The sequence below is a fragment of the Helicobacter sp. WB40 genome (genome assembly GCF_027859275.1).
GTDB classification, from domain to species: Bacteria; Campylobacterota; Campylobacteria; order Campylobacterales; family Helicobacteraceae; genus Helicobacter_D; species Helicobacter_D ibis.
On the sequence record NZ_JAQHXS010000002.1, the window covers coordinates 97,321 to 115,519 of the forward strand.

Genomic DNA, 18,199 nt, shown 5'->3' on the forward strand with positions numbered 1-18,199 from the left:
TAACATTTATAACCTTCCACTAAAAGCCTTATCCAGCAAGGATTTCTTTAATTCTTCATAGTCTTTTAATTGTGTGTTATAAAGCTCTTTTAACTTTTTTATTTTAGAGAAGATAGAATCTAAATGCTTTGCAATTTGCTCTTGCTCTTTTATATCTTGTGGCATAAAGATTTGCAATTTTTCTAAATCCGCAAATCTTAAATTATTTATATTAGAACCTTTAGAAATATTAAAAATATATTTTTTATAAAAATCACTTCTTAAATAATAAGCTATAAATTTATGACAAATATTTAAATTACTAATTCTAAACAATCCACAAAAAGCCCCAAAAGTAAAATCATTTAAATTGTTTAAAAGTATATTTTTACCTACGATATTCTTACTGCCACTACTCATTGCAAATAATATATCATTATTTTGAACAATCTTATCAACTGCTAATTCTTTAGGAATTATTTGTAGCTCATCTAAATTCAATTCATTTTGAATATTATTTGCTCTTAATAAATAAACAGAGTTTTCATTCTTTGTAGATAATAGTTGCTCTTTTTTATATGAAACACCCCTTATAAAAAACCTATCTTACCAAGCTTTTTTACTTCCCACCCTTGCGGTAAATTTGTCATTGAAATTCCTGTTTAATAAAAGATATATTTTTATTTTTTAGCTGTTTCCAATCTATACATTGATCAAGTACATTAGCATCTTCCCGCAATAAAACTTCATAAGCAAACAACCAATATTCATCATCTAAAATTGCAATATTTCCATTTCTTAAAGTTTGGTTTGTAATAAACTGCTTTGCTACTTTTTTATATTCTTCTATATCGTTATCATTCTTTTTGTCATAAAGGTAGCATAATAACATCAAAATGCAATCTTCTTCTCTTTTTGCTTCTTCCAATGGGCTAAGCTCTTCTTTTAGTTTAAAGTTGTATTTTAGTGCAAAATAAAGAGCATAAGACATTGCCTCATAGTTTCTCTTTTCTTTACCCAAATTAAAAATATCTAAAGATATTTTTTTTATATATTCTTGTAAAATAATATTTTTTTGAAATACTTCATCTAGTAAAAAAATCAAATATGGATAGAGTAAGACTAGATGATGAATTGTGTTAATAAAATATTTTTTAGCACTCGATGTCATTTTATTTTTGATTAAAATCTGAAATGCATAGTTTAAAATCGCAGCGTTATTTTTGTTATCTTTCATTAATTCCAAAGCCATATCCAAAAATGGTGCTATTCCGGTATATTTTATTTTGCCATTATAAGAATCTAATTTGAAAAGCTTTAATTTTCTTACCCACTCTTCTTCAAATGAGCTGGGTAATTCTATGATTTCTGTTTTTTTATGATTTAAGGATAGTCCATATTTTTTAAGTTCCATAGACAAATCCAAGAGAAACTTTTCAGCTTCTTCATAAGATTTAACATAGCAAGTATAATCATCTATATTTCTAATATATTCATATTTTTTACTAAGTTTATAATCAACTGCTATCAAAATAATTTCAGAAATTAAATTTGAGCTATGAGGACCAATTAAGATTCCGTGTGTTTCTCCATAATTAAGCCATTGTGTAGCTTTATCTATCTCATTGTAATATAGTTTATCTTTATCTTTATTTTTATTTTCTTTAGCTTTTTCTTTTCCAACCAATGCCCAAGGTATGGCATGTGTATAGATACTAGGGAAACAATTTGAAATATCTGCTTTTACTTTATATCTTTTGCCAATGAAAATTTCTTGTTCAGGGGAACCATCAATCTTATAGCTATCATAGTTCATCTCAAAAATTGCTTTACATTTTAATTTTCTAATATGAATACGACTAATTTTATAATTATCATTTTTGGTTTTTTCATAAAAATATTCTTGTAACTTATCCCAACTTTCTTTTAAGACTTTACATTGTTTGTAATATGCAAATGGATTTGGTATTGATAGGATTCTAGGAATATTAATATTCCTCATATTTTCATATTTAATATATCTATATTCTTTCTGTTCAAAACATGGTTCATTTGATTTGCAAAACTCAAAGAAAGTTTCTGATGTTAGAAAATTTGGTATCCTTTCAGCAAACATTCCATATCCTAGCAATCCTTCATAAAGCTCATCTGTTGTTATTTGATTAAGACACTCGTAATATGTTTTTGTGCTTTCTTGATTTTTATACCCCATATATCTCCCTATAAAGCTCCTCTATACTACTTCTTAGCATAGGGATTCCGCCAAAGTCCTCTGCTATCTCATATGCCTTACCAAGTGAGCTAAGCTCCAGTAGTCTGCCAAGATTGTTAAAATCATTAATCCCATGCTCCTCATAATATCCAAGCAAAAATTCTATAAGCTTTATTGCCCTTTCTTTGTGGAATTTTGATAAAAAGCCACTATTTTTCACACTTAGCACCCGCTCACTGCGTGATAAAATCTCGCTATTAAAGCTAATATGTGCCAAAATATCATAAATATCACAATCTTTTCGCTCAAAAATCTCTTTTAGATTCTCTAGCACCTCACTATCTATCCCCTCATTTGCAAGACTTTTTAAGAAAGCGTCTCTATTCTCTGCATTGCTCCACATCTCTTGCAACTTCTTTTCATTATTATAGAAGCTCCCAAGCTTACCAATTAAGAATTCTAAAAATTCCTTTGTGCCTAGTGGTTTGCCATCTCCTCCTATGTAGCGTGTCTCTATATCTAGCACTTTTAGCTTTGTGCCTTTTAGGTGGATTATTACCTTTTCTTTTGGAGTGTCGCTACCTTTACTACCACTTTTACCCTCTTTTATAGGCTTAGAATCTTCCCTATCATCTCCGCTTATAACATTACTCTCCCCATCCCATTTTGGATCATAAAAGAGCTTTGTAACCCCAAAGAAATCTAAGATTATAAAAAAGTCCTTACCCTCATAGATTCTCGTGCCTCGTCCTATGATTTGCTTAAACTCTATCATCGAGCCTATATTTGCTAAAAGCACGATATTTCGCACATTTCTAGCATCTACGCCGGTTGTTAGCATTTTGGAGCTTGTAAGGATTACCGGATATTCTTTATCATTATCTTGAAATGCTTTTAGATAATTTAGCCCGATAACCCCCTCATCGCTTGTAACCCTCACGCAATAATCCTCTCTTGGTATTTTCTTAAACTTATCAATAGCCACTTTCATGGCACTTGCATGGGCTTGATTAGCACAAAAGATGATTGTTTTATCCATAGGATTAATGAGTTCTAAAATCTTTTTAGCGATAAATTCATTATATTTTGGAAGTGTGATAGTGCGTTCAAACTCGCCTAGCTCATAATACTCTTTTTCTAGCTTTCCTTGCACCAAATCATCAGGATTGTGCGTATAGCCATCATTTAAAGAGGTTATGATACGCTTGACTTTATAAGGTGTTAAAAAGCCATCTTCTATGCCCTCTTTTAGACTATACTCATACACTGCATCACCAAAGTATTTATAAGTATCTACATTATCGCTTCGCTTTGGCGTGGCAGTAAGCCCCAAATGCACCGCACTTTTAAAATACTCTAGCACAGCCCTCCAGCTACCCTCATCATTTGCCCCACCTCTGTGGCACTCATCAATGATAATAAGATCAAAGAAGTCTTTAGGATACTGCAAATAAAACTTACTCTCTATCTTCTCTTGTGTGCTCCCTTTTTCTTCTCTCTCTTGGGATTTATCCGCACTACTTAAACTCTGATAGATTCCAAAAAACACATCACCACTTGTAGGCACTCTGCCTCCATTTTTCTTTAGCTCCTCTGCACTGATTTCTTTACAATCACTTTCTATATAGTTAAACTCACTTAAAGCTTGATTACGCAAAGTAACACGATCACAAAGAAATAAAATCTTTGGCTTTCTATTAGCATTCTCTAAATTCCACCTAGCTTCAAGGAGGCGATAGCAGAGTGCAAAGGCTATGGCAGTCTTACCTGTGCCAGTGGCTAGAGTAAGTAAGATTCTATCTTTGTTATTAATTAGGGCTTGCACCACTCTATCTACTGCGATTTTTTGATAATAACGCAATTCTTTTTGTGGGATTTGGTATTCTCTTTGGGTTAAAAGCTTGTATTGCCACTCTAGTAGATTTCCAAAAGTCCTAGCAAATAAAATCTCTGGGCTTGGAAATTCCTCTATATACTCACCCTTTAAATAATACATATCATATTCAAAAATCTGCTTACCATTTGTCGCATATACAAAGCGGATATTTAAGATTTTGGCATATTCTATGGCTTGTGATAGCCCAGAGAAAGAATCTTTATCTAATCTTTTAGCTTCAATGATGGCTAGATTATTATTTTGAAAGCTAAGCAGGTAATCTGCAAATTTTTTCACTCCCCTTTTATTACCAGGTAGCTTTCTACCATCGGTAAAATAATACTCTCGCTTTATACAATCCTCATTCCAATGAGACTCTTTTAACTTTGTATCAATAAACTTTACTCTTGTATCTGCTTCACTTAACAACATAACCCCTACAACAAATCCCTATCAAAACTCTTATAAATCCTAAGTAATGCAATAAATAAAGCTGTAATAGCAGGACCTAAGACAATCCCCCAAAATCCAAAAGAAGTAAGCCCAGCAATAATGGCAAAAAATATCAGCATTTCATTTATCTTTAGCTCTGCTTTTATTAGCACCCTATTTATAAATGCGATAATAATTGGTTTTAGGCCATTATCTGCCAATGTAGCAATTACTACAATAGAATACAAAGAAACAATAATTGCATTACTTAAATTCCCTAAATATAGCTCATATAATGCAACTGGTAGCCAAACTAAAGTCCCTCCAACAACTGGAACTAATGAAGCAAAACCATAAAAAACACCAAACAAAAAGGCATTATATCCATAGAAATAAACAAAGATTCCAAACAAGAATCCTTGCAATACCATTGAGACTATCGAACTATAAAAAACTACCCCAATTACTGCACTAACTTCGTTATATATTTCCCTAGTCTGCGTAGAATTAAGTGGTATTAACTCCAAGATATATCTTCCAAAACTAGCACCATAGTAGTAAAAAAAGAACAAAAACACCATAATAAAAAACATATCATTTATAAAGAAGATTCCACTCTTGCTTGCCTCTGTAAATATAGCTAAAGCCTTATTGACAACAGAGCCTATATCAATTTCGTTTATTTTGTGTAATAAATTTACTATCTCATTTGATATTTTATTTGGCAGATATTCTAATGCCTCCATTACAACGCTTGTTATACTCACATTTATATGTGTTGCAAATTTTTGTAAATTTGCAAAATCAATTGAACTTGCCATATTGGCTAAATTGATAACTACATAAAGCAATGGCACAAAACATAACAACAAAAGCAAAAGAATCATAATGCTTGAAGAGAAGAATCTATTGTTAAGTCTTTTATTTATAAGAAAATAAATCTCTTGAGTAGATAAAAACAACAAAAACGCTATTAAGAGATTCATTAAAAACGGAGAATAAAGCTTTAAAATAGCTAAAAAGACTAAAAGTAAAATCCCCAAAAAGAAGATTCTGCCCCCTTTACTCTTATCTATCACTATTGTGTCCTAGAAGGATACATAAATACACTTTTTCTAAACACCTCTATTGCCTTATTGTCCACTGCATAAGCACGAATCTGTATAGGTATGTGAGTATCTTTTATATCGCTTTGTGCTAGGTTATTAGTAGTTTGTAATACCACTATTTGCTTATACTTTTCACCTGATTTTATTTTGAATGTTTTACTAGGGCGCTTTATTGTGATATTTGGATTACCTACCACTTCAAAGTAAAATTCATGCTCTAACTTATCTGTATTTTGGAATAAAAATACATAAGAATTCTCAACAACACCATTATCTCTTATAGTATAAAGCTCACCACGATTTATATTAAGTAGCATACTCTCTTTTGTAGAACCCATGATTATAAGCCCGATAAATACAGCACACAAAGCAACAATATAAGCAATAGTCTTAAACCTAAAATACCTAACCTTTAGTCTATCTTCTATGGCTTGAGGGCTAGTCCATGAAATAAGTGTTTGCTTACCCAAATTACCCATTACCTTTGTGCATTCATCTGCACATTCTAAGCAATTTATACATTCTAGTTGCATACCTTTTCTTATATCTATGTGAGTTGGACACACCTTTACACATGCTTCACAGCCTGTGCATTCGGCATTTAAAGTCTCTGGCTTTTTCCATAGCTTCACACCTTGTGCGTTAAATACCTCTCCACCCCTTTTATAATCATAAGTAGTCATAATCGTATCATTATCATACAATACGCTTTGCACACGGCTATAAGGACACATATAAATACAGAAATTCTCTTTTAAAAATACAACATCAAAAATCAAAAATATAGTAAATCCAAGCAAGAAAATCATTAAATATTTATGCTCTAATGGCTCTTGTAAATAGGCAAAAAAATCATGTGGAGGAACAAAATACCACATAAGATTCGATGCAGCAACAAAGGCTAAAACAGACCAAATACAAATTGCTACAAATTTCTTTAGTTTATTGATCCCAAGCTCCATATTTGGCTCTAACTGCTTGTTTTCTCTTCTTTTTCTTAATTTTAGAATTTTAGTTTCTATCAAATCTCTATAAATTACTCTAAATATAGTCTGCGGACATGCCCACCCACACCATATTCTACCTGCTAGAGTTGTTAAGAAAAATATCGCTAAAAACATCAAAATAAGCAAAAAAGGCATTAAATATAGCTCTTGCATATCAAATACCACACCTAGTAAATGCAACTGCTTATGATCAAAAGATAGCAAAAATATCTGATTTCCATTAATTTTTAAAAAAGGAATAATTAGCAATATAAAAGACGCCACGAGATAGACAAAATATCGTTTTTTTAAATATTTAACACCACTTATTTTTGCTACCTTGCTTCTATTTTCCATGCACCACTCCGCCGAATTAAAGTTCAAAAATTATAGGACAAAATACTAAAAATTAAATAAAGATTCATGCAGTCTTTAAAGTAATAACAGCCAATACAATAATAATAATTCCAACCCAACCTATAGGCTTTAGCTTTTGTTTAAAAAAATACCACCCACCAATTGTAGTTCCTAATATACCAATAGAACCCCAAAGTGTATAGGCAATGGCAAGCTTCATCCCACCTTCAACACTAAGTGCCAACAAATAAAAAGCTCCCCAAACAAGAAAAATAGATAAAAATCCCCACTTTAAATTCCTAAAACCATCTGATTTATTAAGCGTTAGATTAGCAATAATATCGAGTATAGCTGCTAAAATTACATAAAATAAATAAATATTAAACATATAATTAACCCCAAATTAAGCTTTCGTAGAATCTTCATGGTATTCGCCAAGATTTACCAAAATAATCCCGAGCAAAGCTAGTGCAAGACCGATATATTCTTGAATCTTAAGACTAGTATCAAATATAAAAACTGCAATAATTGTAATAAGGCTAAGACCAACTATCTCCCATATGGCATATGCTGTGCCTACATTTATCTTGCGTATGGCTAATGACATGAAATAATAAGCAATCCCAATCATCAAAAACATAAATCCATAAATCATTATTTTGTCATCTTCCCCAGTATAGTTCATAACAGATACGCCAAAGACTTCACAAACAATAGCTAACAATAAAAAAATCCATGCCTTAAGCATCAAAAACCTCACTAAATCCCATAAAATATTGTAAAAATCAAACTACAGATTATATCATAAAGGATAAATAAATAAAAAATTGCTAGAATTTAGAATCTGTTTAAAGTTAATTGATAATATTTAGTAGATTATTTTAAGGATTTTTTATTTTTATATCATGTATAGAATAGAACTTTTTGATTACTCCATAAATTTCGGCACACTACCAAAAATCACTCACGATGGCAAAGTATTAATAATTAGTAACCCAAAAATAAGCGGACTTCATATGCAAAAGTTGCTAAAAAACATACAAGCACGAGAAATATATATATGCACGATAGATGATGGCGAGGAATACAAAACAATGGCAAGTGTAGAATCCATACTCCAAAGTGCCTTTAATCACAAGCTAGATAGAAAATCACTTTTTATTGCATTTGGAGGTGGAGTTATTGGAGATATTGTAGGCTTTAGTGCTGGAATCTTTATGCGTGGGATACCATTTATCCAAATTCCAACCACACTTCTTTCGCAAGTGGATTCGAGCATTGGTGGTAAAGTTGGTATCAATAATAATTATGGCAAGAATCTAATAGGACTTTTTAATCAACCAAAAGAAGTGTTTATCGATGAATCTTTTTTAAAGACACTGCCTAGTAGAGAATTTAATTCAGGATTTGCAGAAATAATCAAAATGGCTGTATGCTTTGACAAAGAATTCTTCTTACAACTACACAAATATGATGATAAAAATCTTCTTGATACAATAAAAATGGCAGTAAGAATAAAAGCAAAGATAGTAAAAGAAGACGAAAAAGAAAACGGAATAAGAGCTGCACTAAACTATGGACATACATTTGCACATGCAATAGAGCTAGAAACAAACTACAAAAAGCTTCTACATGGAGAGGCTGTAAGTATAGGTATGGTAATGGCAAATAGCCTAGCTTTAAAACTAAACCTGATAAGCAATGAAGAATCTCAAAATATAAAAAACTTACTAGAAGCATTCAATTTACCTACAACTTATAAAATAAACAATATAAATAATTTTAAAAGCCTAATGCTTTTAGATAAAAAATCACAAAACAATAAAATAAAATTTGTCCTGCCAAAAGGCATAGGTTCTTTTGCACTTAATGATGATGTATCAGATTTAATATTAGATGAGGTTTTAAGAGAATTTGCATGAAAATCTTTATTATTGTATTATTATTTTTTTTGCCACTTTTCTCAAACCAAAATATACCAAAAATAGATTCACAAATAAAAAAAATAGATAACTTTCTAAACAACCACAACAACCCATGGATAAAAAGATATAAAAGCTATAAAACATATCAACAAGTAGAATTTAACATAATCAAAACGCAAGAAAAAATAGAAAGTCTGCAAAAAGAAAAAATAACCATTGATATACAAAACCAAATAAATAATCTACAAAGAAATTTAGACACATTACAAAAACAAAAAGATATATTATCAAACTACAAAGATAGTCCATTTATTGATCTAACTACACCGCAAGATTTAGGTAAGACCCCAAATGTAACCAATATATTTCTAATAGTAAAAGCCCTATCATACATGAAACAATCAAACGAAACACTAAAAACACTACAAAAAAACTATCAGTCTCTATTAGAAAACATAGAATACCTAAAACAAAAAGATAGATTACTAAAAGAATTACTAGAGATTTATGATAAAGATAAAGATAATATTATCGCATTTTGCAAGCTAAATTCTTGTCTTTTTGAAAATACATACAAAATACAAATGCAGCTAAACGACACACTAGGAGCATTTAGAGTTTTAGAGGCAACTAGAAATGTGTTTGTTACAACCTTAGAGTTTTTAGAAAAAGATATAGCAGATAGTAATGAACTAATAAAATCACAAGTAAAAGCCCAAATAATAAAAGGAGCGTATATAGGAATTACGATTCTTATTTTATTTGGCATTGCATTATCTATAAAATTAGCAGTTAAAAAATACATACATGACAATGAAAGAATCTACACAACAAACAAAATAATAAACTTCCTAAACATAACACTAATCATACTTATTTTACTTTTTGCATATTTAGATAATGTTACATATCTTGTAACCGTGCTTGGCTTTGCTTCTGCTGGTTTGGCTATTGCCATGAAAGACTTATTTATGTCAATTCTTGGCTGGATTGTAATAGTAGTAAGCGGTGCTGTGCATGCAGGAGATAGGATAAAGGTAATAAAAGATGGTGCAGTATATGTCGGTGACGTCTTAGATATATCAATCCTTAGAACAACGCTATATGAGGATATAACACTAACTACATATATGGATAATAGGCGTGCTGGAAGGGTTATTTTTATACCAAATAATTTCATTTTTACAACAATGTTTTCAAATTATTCTCATAGTGGACTAAAAAGCGTATGGGACGGGATTGACTTTACAATCACTTTTAACTCTGATCATATAAAAGCATGTCATATAGCAAGAGAATGTGCAAAAAAATATGCCAAAGGATACACCGAATCTACAAAAAAACAATTCAATAAACTAAGAGATAAATACACAATAAAAAACACAAGCGTAGAGCCAAGAGTATTTAGCTTCTTAGAGCCAAATGGAATTAGAATCTCTGTATGGTATCTAACTGATGCATTCTCCACACTTGCAATTAGAAGTAGTATAAGCAGTGAAATAATAAGTGAAATAATAAAAGAGCCAAACATAAAGATCGCATATCCAAGCACAACTATATATCATGGAGATGCACTTAAAGATTCAAAACAAATAACAGATGGGATAATACCCAACATATAAAAATATAGGAAATATTATGCAAAAACCTAAAGTATATTTTAAAACATTTGGTTGTAGGACTAATTTATTTGATACTCAAGTAATGATAAACTCACTAAAAGATTTTCATAAAACAAATTATGAAGAAGATTCAGATATTGTGGTGGTTAATTCTTGCACAGTTACAAATGGTGCTGATAGTGGCGTTAGAAACTACATAAACAGACTCCAAAATGAAGGCAAAAAAATATACTTCACTGGTTGTGGAGTGGATACACAAGGCAAGAATCTCTTTGATAAAGGGCTTGTATTTGGAGTTTTTGGACATTCTTTAAAAGAAAGCATAAATGATTTATTGAAAAAACAACACAACTTTTTTTTCAAAGGCGACAATGAAAGCTTAGATTCAAACATAGTATCTGATTTTAGCGGTAAAAGTAGAGCTTTTATAAAGATACAAGAAGGTTGTAACTTTGCTTGTTCGTATTGCATTATCCCACAAGTTAGAGGAAAAGCTAGAAGCTTTGAGCTAACAAAAATAATAGAACAAATAAAAATACTATGCGATAATGGATTTAGCGAATTTGTCCTAACAGGGACAAACATGGGAAGCTGGGGAATAGATAAAAATGAAAAATTATCACAATTAATAGAAAGTATATGCGATATAGATGAAGTAAAAAGATTGAGACTTGGGAGTTTAGAGCCTTCGCAAATAGATTCTAGTTTTCTTTCAGCATTACAAAACCAAAAAATTGAAAGACATCTACACATAGCATTACAACACACTTCACCAACAATGCTAAAGATAATGAATCGCCAAAATATATTTAAAAATGACTTAGAATTATTTACAAAACTACAAAAAATGGGTTTTGCACTAGGGAGTGATTATATAGTGGGACACCCTGGAGAGAGTGAAGAGATATGGAATGAAGCCATGACAAATTTCAAACTTTTAAATCTAACTCACATACACAGCTTCATATATAGTAAAAGAGATGGCACACGCTCAAGCACTCTAAAAGATACAATAAATGGCAATATCTCAAAAGAACGCAAAAAACAAATAGAAGAAATAGTAAATCAAAATAATTACAACTTCAGAAAAGATATACAAACTTTAAAAAAACCACTAAAAGTGCTAATAGAAACAAGCAAAGAAAATGGAGATTCTTATATCTCACATGGATTTGATGAGTATTACAATAAAATAGAAATAACATCAAAAAACAAGCTAGATAAATGGATAACCATAAATGACTTTGTAGCTAAAAATGAGGGAAATTATGCAGAAATATAAACTTCTAACAATAGGTATAGTCCTATCAATAATCGCTGGTATCTTACTTTTATATATATCATCAAAGGATAGATCAATACTAATAAGTGCAAAAGAAGCCACAACAATTCTGCAAGAAAAGTCCCCAAGTGAAGCAATAATAAAGGGAGATTATATATATTTCTCACTAAATTCTCACAACTATAAAGTCGCAAAAGATAGCATAGACTTAAAAGAAATCGGACAACAAGTGCCAATAGAAATACAACAAACAAGCTCATTTCAAAATACTATCGTTGAAATTTTAGCCATTGTTTTTGTTGTTATTGTAATTTTATACATAATTGCAAAACTAAACCAAAAACAACAGAATCTAGAAATAAAACAAATAAGACCAAATAATAAAAAAATAGAAGAAGCAAAGGAATTAGCAAATAACGCTTTTGATCTACACAGAATAAAGCCAATACAATCAAATATCACATTTGATGATGTAGCAGGTATTAGTGAAGCAAAAGATGAGCTGGAAGAAATAATTAGCTATCTAAAAGAACCACAAAAATATCAAGAATTTGGGATAAAACTTCCAAAAGGAGTGCTATTAATTGGACCTCCAGGAGTTGGTAAAACACTAATAGCAAAAGCTCTAGCAAGTGAAGCAAATGTGCCATTTTTCTATCAAAGCGGAGCAAGTTTTGTCCAAATATATGTAGGAATGGGTGCCAAGAGAGTAAATGATCTCTTCACAAAGGCAAAGCTAAATGCTCCATCAATAATATTTATCGATGAAATTGACGCTGTAGGAAAAATAAGAGGTGGAGGAAGAAATGAAGAAAGAGAAGCAACTCTAAATCAACTGCTAACAGAAATGGACGGCTTTGAAGATAGCAATGGAGTAATAGTAATAGGTGCTACAAATAACATTGAATCTATGGACGAAGCATTGCTTAGAAGTGGTAGATTTGATAGAAAAATATTTGTAGAACTACCAAATTTACAAGAAAGAATAAAGATTTTAGAAGTGCATACAAAAAATAAAAATTGTAATTTTGACTATGAAGAAGTAGCAAAGCTATGCGTTAGTTTTAGTGGAGCCGCTATTGCTTCACTAATTAATGAAGCAGCCCTAAATGCAATCAAAAGAAAATCAAAAGTAATAGAAAAAGAAGATATCCTAGCTGTAAAAGATAAAGTAATGATGGGCGTTAGAAAAAAACTAAGCCTAAATGATAAAGAAAAAGAAATTCTTGCATATTATCAAAGTGCAAAAGCCTTTAGTGCTTATTGGCTTGAAGTGCCTTTTGAGAAAGTGACACTAATGAATGATGGAATAAAATATATAGATAAAGAATTTTTAGGAAAAAATGAACTAGAAAATAAAATAAAGATTCATCTATCTGGAATTGCTGCACTAGAGCTAATATATGAAGAATCTTACTCTCATTGCAAAAACGATCTAAAAGATGCAAAAAACATAGCATACAAAATGGTCGAATCATACGGCATGGGAGAGTATCTAATAGGAAAAGAAGAAGATACACTAAAGATACTTGAGATGTGTAAAAAAGACAGATTTGACTTTTTTAAAAATCACAAACTTTTATTAGAAAAGCTAAAAGATAAACTACTAGAGAATGAAAAACTAACGATAAATGAAGTAGCAAAGATAATAAATGATAATTTTTAACTCCAAAAAAGCACTAAAATTGATACCTAAAAAGCTATTAACACAATTTAGTGTGATTGATTCAATAAATGTCGAATCTTCGATAAACTGCACAATATCGTTGCTAGAAAACAATAAAAGAATCCAAGCTTTAATTTTGGTGTTCCCAAGATTTAAACATAAAAACCTATTACCAAAACTAGAAAAAATAAACAACTTCAAATGCGATATATACTTTATACAACGCAAAGCACGCTACAACAAAGAATTAGAAAAACTGGGGATCTTAATTTTATTATAAACAATCAAATAAAAAACAATAAAAATAACAAAAAACTATGCAATGAGATGAGCAACTAAAGAAGATCTTTAGTTGCTCATCTACCACATTGCCACTCTATTTCTCTAGCACCAAATACGCCATTAGCACTTGGCATACCATCTACTTGAATGAACATTCCGGGCTTTAATGCTGTGAATTTTTCATGTGTATCATAAGCACCAAATGCACCACAATCATCACCCTTTAATTCAGTATATGGAAACACTTGAACTACTATACTAGCACCACCATTGCCAGATAAAGTAATTGTCTTAGCAGCATTATCAACTGCGGTTATTTGACCATACATATCCATATCTGCATACGCAGAAGAACCAAGCCCCAAAGCCAACAAAGATAAAACAAGTAATTTTTTTATTTTCATAAACTATCCTTTAAAATTTATTTGAATGCATTGTAAATAAAAAGTGTGAATTTTTTGTTAAGATTCGCAAAAAATGTAAGGTATAACTTGAATCAAATAATCAAAGATAATACATTAATGTTAGCTCCACTAGCCGGATATAGTGATTTACCATTTAGAGAAGTTGTAAAAAAGTTCGGTGCTGATATTACAGTTAGTGAGATGATTAGCGTACATGCTCTAGCATATAAAAACAAAAAAACACTGCAAATGGTAGAAAAATCGCCACTTGAAAACCCATTTGCTCTGCAAATAGCTGGGAATGATTTAGAAATAATAAAAAAGGCAGTAGAGCTACTAAATACAATAAAAGATGTGCAAATATTAGATTTAAATTGTGGTTGCCCTGCTCCAAAAGTATCACATCACGGAAGTGGAAGTTCATTGCTTAAAGATTTGGATAAATTAGTAAGCATATTAAAACTTTTAAGAGAAGTTAGCAACTATCCATTTTTAAGCGTTAAAGTTAGGCTTGGATTTGATAAAAAAATACCACTAGAAATTGCAAATGCACTAAAAGAAACTCCAATAGACTATGTGGTAGTGCATGGAAGAACAAAAAGTGATGGATACAAAAAGGACAAAATTGACTATGAATCAATAGCACTTATGAAAAAGATTCTAAAAGTCCCACTAATTGCAAATGGAGAAATAACAGATGCAAAAAAAGCACAAGAAGTAATGAATCTAACTGGCGCAAATGGGGTAATGATAGGTAGAGCTGCAATCGAGAAACCATGGATTTTTCAACAAATAAAAAGTGGCATAAATCAAGATTCCATACAACTAAGAAAAGAGGTTGTCTTAGAGCATTTTAATAGTATTTTAAAGTTTAAAGGAGATTATGGAGTAATAGTCTTTAGGAAGAATCTACATGCATATACCAAAGGCTTAAATGGTGCTAGTGAGTTTCGCAATAAAATAAATTACATAAGTGATAAAGAGCTAATGAGAGAGGCTATTTTAGAGTTTTTTTCAAAGACAAATTTTACAACCACAAGCCAAGGAAATCCTTAGCACTTAAACGAATCTAATTGATTATTTAAGCTATTTGCTTTTGTGGCTATATCTTTTGAGATTCCATCAATTTCATTTACGCTTGTATTATTTGCGTTAGTTAGCCCTTCAACTTCAGAAATTTGATTTAAAATTTCTCTTGTTGCATTAAATAATTCATTTATCTTATGCAAAGAATTATTAGACGCACTAACAGCATCATCTAAGCATTTAACGCTATATTCTAAAACATCAATTCCGGCTTTAGAATCATCTGCAACACTTGTTATATTGGTAATATTACTACCCATAGCAGTATTTGTATCAGAAATTGATTGAACCACTGCATTTATCGTTGCATCTATCTCACTTAGGCTATTTTGTGTCCTTTCGGCTAACTTTCTAACTTCATCTGCAACAACAGCAAATCCTCTTCCGGCCTCACCTGCCCTTGCTGCTTCTATATTGGCGTTTAATGCTAAAAGATTCGTTTGATCTGCAATATCAGCAATTATTGTTAAGACTTCCTTGATCCTATCAGCTTCTTTTACACACTCTGATAATCTATTGGCTATGTCATGCTCTACGCTTACATTATTTTGAACATTATTTACAACTTGCATCAATAAGTCTCTAGTCTTAGATAGTTGCTCTGAAGATTCTGCTATATCTTTTGTGCTTTTTTGCACTAATTCCATAGAATCATTTAACAATACCTCAACACTCTTGCCCAAAGCAGCACTATTTTGGACCACTTGAACAGATCTTCCAATTCTATCTTGAATCTCGCTTGAAGCATTTGTGAGCTGATTTGCTTGAATTATGTTTTCATAGCTTAGCTTCTTTGCACTTGAAACCATATTTGCTATTTTTTGTATGAAATTATTTATATGAGAATTGGCTATTGATATTTCATTTCCATTTTTGGTAGGCAATCTTTTTGTCAAATCCCCATCACCTTGAGATAGTTCATAAGCAATATTTGAAAGTCTTTTAATTGGATTAAACACCCATAAATTAAACAAAAATAAAAGTGCAGAAAGTGCAACAATACTTACAATACCCATATAAAATGCTGTTTGATTTTTTATATCATTTGAATGCTTCATTAATTCAAAATTAGAAATCTTCATCTCAACAACACCAAGTATATCTCCAACATTATTTGTAGCATGACACATAACACATGCTTCTCCAGCTACTATTGGTTTTGCCATTACATAGCCTTGATCATCATTTGTAATATATGGCTTTATAGTTTCTTTTTTGGTTTCAAAAACTTGAAGTATGTCTTCTCTTTTTGTAAATTCTTTTTTGTTAGTCATTATATCTATAACTGATTGTGCTGGAAAAACTTCCATTGCGGAGATTCCTTCTATGTTTTCAGCACTTTCGATAAAACCACCTATAACATTTGGATCACCAGTATTCATTGCAACTTTTAAACCCTCATAAAGTAATGCGTTTAATTTATTTAACTCATCAGTAGAACTCTCTCTTGCTATATCTCCAAAACCATTTTGAAAATTCAAATAAGCAACAATTAGCAATATGGTCAATATGCTAACAACCATAATTATAATTTTAGTTCTAATACTCTTCAACATGAAACTCCTTTATTTACCTAATATTATAAATTAAGTTCATTTAATCCAAACTAACAAATAAAGGTATCTCCACTCTAAACTCAACTCCATATTGGGTATTTAAAAATGAGATTCTTCCATCCATCTTCTTAAGCACTTCACTTACTATTGATAAACCAATACCACTGCCATTTTCCTTTGTCGTAAAATAAGATTCAAAGATATTGTTTGTAATACTAGAATCAATGCCACCACCATTATCTTCTATAGTCATTACACAAACATTAGTATTTGCTATATTATTTTCATTATGCAATTTTATAGATATATTGCCACACTCTATTTTTTTCTCTTTAAGCCTAATTGTAACAGCCTCTATTGCATTATCTAAAAGTGAAATTAAAACTTGCTGAAATTCATTTTTACTAGCATATATACTCAATGGTTTGTTCTTTTCTACTTCGCATTCAATAACTATTCTTTTATCTACAAGCTTATAGAATAAGTCCAAAGTTCTTCTAACTACTTTATCAGCTTCAAATATTTCACTATTTTTATTTGGATTATAAAATGACCTAAACTCATCTATTGTACCTGACATAAAGGAAATTTGCCCTTGCATTATTTGTATATATTTTTCTAAATTTTCCTTATTTAGTTCATCAAAATCAATCATTTCTTTTAGATTCTGACTTAATAGATACAATGAGTTTAATGGTTGTTTCCATTGATGAGTTATATTACTCATCATCTCACCCATTTTCTCCATTTTACTCTTTTGGTTTAACATAATTCTGCTATATTCTAATTCTCTTTCCAATTTTATTATTTCAGAAATATCAACAAATAAAACATACATGGCACTATTATCACCAAACATGAACATGTGAATTGATACTAGGACAAAAACTGGATTACCATTAATTGATAACTCTAATTTAAAAAATTTTCGTTGCCTATCTTGCTTTATATCATTTATATTTGAAAATAGAATTTTTTTTGGCTCTTTATCATCAAATAATTCCAATAAATTATAGCCCTCCAACTCCATATTAAACATCTTTTTAGAAGCCCTATTGCAACGCTCTATTCTCAAATCATCAATAGATACAACCAAAACAGAATTCAAAGAATTGTCAAACAAATTATTATAAGCCAACTCGCTTGCAAGCCTATTTGATATCTCAAGTTCCATTTGTTCTGCTAACTCTTGGCTTAAATGTTGCAGTTTCTGTTGTTTTTGTAATATATCAGAATTTACAACATATTGCTGTTTTAATGCCTTTAATGTCTTGCTATACAAAATAAAAACATAAACACATAATGACAACAAAATCAACAAAAACACTAATAATATAAACTCCAAACCACTCATATATACTCTTTTGTTTTTAAAATCATTTTACGATACATAAGTTTAATTAGTCTTAAAGCTTTATTTGCAGT

At 30.6% G+C, this 18,199-nt stretch carries 16 protein-coding genes; 6 read left to right on the forward strand and 10 right to left on the reverse strand.

Translation table 11 applies throughout. From position 1 onward, the window contains the following. Positions 1 to 6 precede the first annotated feature (6 nt). From PF022_RS01975 to PF022_RS02005, 7 genes are all read right to left on the reverse strand, one after another. On the reverse strand, positions 7 to 573 hold the full coding sequence (locus tag PF022_RS01975) for a restriction endonuclease subunit S (RefSeq protein WP_271022681.1): 567 nt from the start codon (positions 571 to 573) through the stop codon (positions 7 to 9). Positions 574 to 625: 52 nt separating this feature from the next. Continuing rightward, entirely contained in the window at positions 626 to 2,191 is a 1,566-nt protein-coding gene (locus PF022_RS01980; protein WP_271022638.1) for an RNA-directed DNA polymerase, read from the reverse strand. After that, positions 2,181 to 4,499 carry an EcoAI/FtnUII family type I restriction enzme subunit R gene (gene hsdR / locus PF022_RS01985; RefSeq protein WP_271022639.1) on the reverse strand — a complete coding sequence of 773 codons (2,319 nt, stop codon included), beginning with the start codon at positions 4,497 to 4,499 and terminating at the stop codon, positions 2,181 to 2,183. The genes PF022_RS01980 and hsdR overlap by 11 nt, the downstream gene beginning before the upstream one ends. A gap of 5 nt (positions 4,500 to 4,504) precedes the next feature. Then, positions 4,505 to 5,578 carry an AI-2E family transporter gene (locus tag PF022_RS01990; RefSeq protein ID WP_271020768.1) on the reverse strand — a complete coding sequence of 358 codons (1,074 nt, stop codon included), beginning with the start codon at positions 5,576 to 5,578 and terminating at the stop codon, positions 4,505 to 4,507. Then, positions 5,578 to 6,951, reverse strand: coding sequence for a cytochrome c oxidase accessory protein CcoG (ccoG, locus tag PF022_RS01995; protein WP_271020767.1), 1,374 nt, complete (start codon positions 6,949 to 6,951; stop codon positions 5,578 to 5,580). The genes PF022_RS01990 and ccoG overlap by 1 nt, the downstream gene beginning before the upstream one ends. A gap of 64 nt (positions 6,952 to 7,015) precedes the next feature. Beyond that, on the reverse strand, positions 7,016 to 7,339 hold the full coding sequence (locus tag PF022_RS02000) for an SMR family transporter (RefSeq protein ID WP_407081400.1): 324 nt from the start codon (positions 7,337 to 7,339) through the stop codon (positions 7,016 to 7,018). 15 nt (positions 7,340 to 7,354) lie between these two features. Continuing rightward, a complete protein-coding gene (locus PF022_RS02005) occupies positions 7,355 to 7,699 on the reverse strand; it encodes a DMT family transporter (RefSeq protein WP_271020766.1) in 345 nt (114 codons plus the stop codon). 157 nt (positions 7,700 to 7,856) lie between these two features. Here PF022_RS02005 and aroB point away from each other — a divergent pair, with 157 nt between their 5' ends. From aroB to PF022_RS02030, 5 genes are read left to right on the forward strand one after another with little or no spacing between them, the layout of a single operon-like run. Continuing rightward, a complete protein-coding gene (gene aroB, locus PF022_RS02010; protein WP_271020765.1) occupies positions 7,857 to 8,873 on the forward strand; it encodes a 3-dehydroquinate synthase in 1,017 nt (338 codons plus the stop codon). Further along, a complete protein-coding gene (locus PF022_RS02015) occupies positions 8,870 to 10,498 on the forward strand; it encodes a mechanosensitive ion channel domain-containing protein (protein WP_271022641.1) in 1,629 nt (542 codons plus the stop codon). Before aroB ends, PF022_RS02015 begins: the two co-directional genes overlap by 4 nt. Before the next feature lie 16 nt (positions 10,499 to 10,514). Then, positions 10,515 to 11,780 (forward strand): tRNA (N(6)-L-threonylcarbamoyladenosine(37)-C(2))-methylthiotransferase MtaB, encoded by a 1,266-nt coding sequence (gene mtaB / locus PF022_RS02020; protein WP_271020763.1) that lies wholly within the window; start codon positions 10,515 to 10,517, stop codon positions 11,778 to 11,780. After that, a complete protein-coding gene (locus PF022_RS02025; RefSeq protein ID WP_271020762.1) occupies positions 11,767 to 13,446 on the forward strand; it encodes an ATP-dependent metallopeptidase FtsH/Yme1/Tma family protein in 1,680 nt (559 codons plus the stop codon). The genes mtaB and PF022_RS02025 overlap by 14 nt, the downstream gene beginning before the upstream one ends. Then, a complete protein-coding gene (locus tag PF022_RS02030; protein ID WP_271020761.1) occupies positions 13,433 to 13,726 on the forward strand; it encodes a hypothetical protein in 294 nt (97 codons plus the stop codon). Before PF022_RS02025 ends, PF022_RS02030 begins: the two co-directional genes overlap by 14 nt. Before the next feature lie 76 nt (positions 13,727 to 13,802). Here PF022_RS02030 and PF022_RS02035 read toward each other — a convergent pair whose 3' ends face one another. Then, positions 13,803 to 14,132 carry a DUF5666 domain-containing protein gene (locus tag PF022_RS02035; RefSeq protein ID WP_271020760.1) on the reverse strand — a complete coding sequence of 110 codons (330 nt, stop codon included), beginning with the start codon at positions 14,130 to 14,132 and terminating at the stop codon, positions 13,803 to 13,805. 117 nt (positions 14,133 to 14,249) lie between these two features. Here PF022_RS02035 and PF022_RS02040 point away from each other — a divergent pair, with 117 nt between their 5' ends. Beyond that, on the forward strand, positions 14,250 to 15,188 hold the full coding sequence (locus PF022_RS02040; RefSeq protein WP_271020992.1) for a tRNA dihydrouridine synthase: 939 nt from the start codon (positions 14,250 to 14,252) through the stop codon (positions 15,186 to 15,188). On the opposite strand, the gene PF022_RS02045 is transcribed toward PF022_RS02040, so the two are convergent. Both PF022_RS02045 and PF022_RS02050 read right to left on the reverse strand, forming a co-directional pair. Further along, positions 15,185 to 16,774, reverse strand: a complete 1,590-nt coding sequence (locus PF022_RS02045; protein ID WP_271020759.1) for a methyl-accepting chemotaxis protein — start codon at positions 16,772 to 16,774, stop codon at positions 15,185 to 15,187. The genes PF022_RS02040 and PF022_RS02045 overlap by 4 nt on opposite strands. A gap of 40 nt (positions 16,775 to 16,814) precedes the next feature. Further along, a complete protein-coding gene (locus PF022_RS02050; RefSeq protein WP_271020758.1) occupies positions 16,815 to 18,128 on the reverse strand; it encodes a two-component system sensor histidine kinase NtrB in 1,314 nt (437 codons plus the stop codon). Positions 18,129 to 18,199: the final 71 nt, after the last annotated feature.

Coding starts and splice junctions, on each gene's coding strand:
- PF022_RS02030 (WP_271020761.1), top strand. CDS start 13,433: ATGATAATTTTTAACTCCAAAAAAGCACTAAAATTGATACCTAAAAAG.
- PF022_RS01980 (WP_271022638.1), bottom strand. CDS start 2,191: ATGGGGTATAAAAATCAAGAAAGCACAAAAACATATTACGAGTGTCTT.
- PF022_RS02050 (WP_271020758.1), bottom strand. CDS start 18,128: ATGAGTGGTTTGGAGTTTATATTATTAGTGTTTTTGTTGATTTTGTTG.
- PF022_RS02040 (WP_271020992.1), top strand. CDS start 14,250: ATGTTAGCTCCACTAGCCGGATATAGTGATTTACCATTTAGAGAAGTT.
- PF022_RS02025 (WP_271020762.1), top strand. CDS start 11,767: ATGCAGAAATATAAACTTCTAACAATAGGTATAGTCCTATCAATAATC.
- hsdR (WP_271022639.1), bottom strand. CDS start 4,499: ATGTTGTTAAGTGAAGCAGATACAAGAGTAAAGTTTATTGATACAAAG.
- mtaB (WP_271020763.1), top strand. CDS start 10,515: ATGCAAAAACCTAAAGTATATTTTAAAACATTTGGTTGTAGGACTAAT.
- aroB (WP_271020765.1), top strand. CDS start 7,857: ATGTATAGAATAGAACTTTTTGATTACTCCATAAATTTCGGCACACTA.
- PF022_RS02000 (WP_407081400.1), bottom strand. CDS start 7,339: ATGTTTAATATTTATTTATTTTATGTAATTTTAGCAGCTATACTCGAT.
- PF022_RS02015 (WP_271022641.1), top strand. CDS start 8,870: ATGAAAATCTTTATTATTGTATTATTATTTTTTTTGCCACTTTTCTCA.
- PF022_RS02005 (WP_271020766.1), bottom strand. CDS start 7,699: ATGCTTAAGGCATGGATTTTTTTATTGTTAGCTATTGTTTGTGAAGTC.
- PF022_RS02045 (WP_271020759.1), bottom strand. CDS start 16,774: ATGTTGAAGAGTATTAGAACTAAAATTATAATTATGGTTGTTAGCATA.
- PF022_RS02035 (WP_271020760.1), bottom strand. CDS start 14,132: ATGAAAATAAAAAAATTACTTGTTTTATCTTTGTTGGCTTTGGGGCTT.
- ccoG (WP_271020767.1), bottom strand. CDS start 6,951: ATGGAAAATAGAAGCAAGGTAGCAAAAATAAGTGGTGTTAAATATTTA.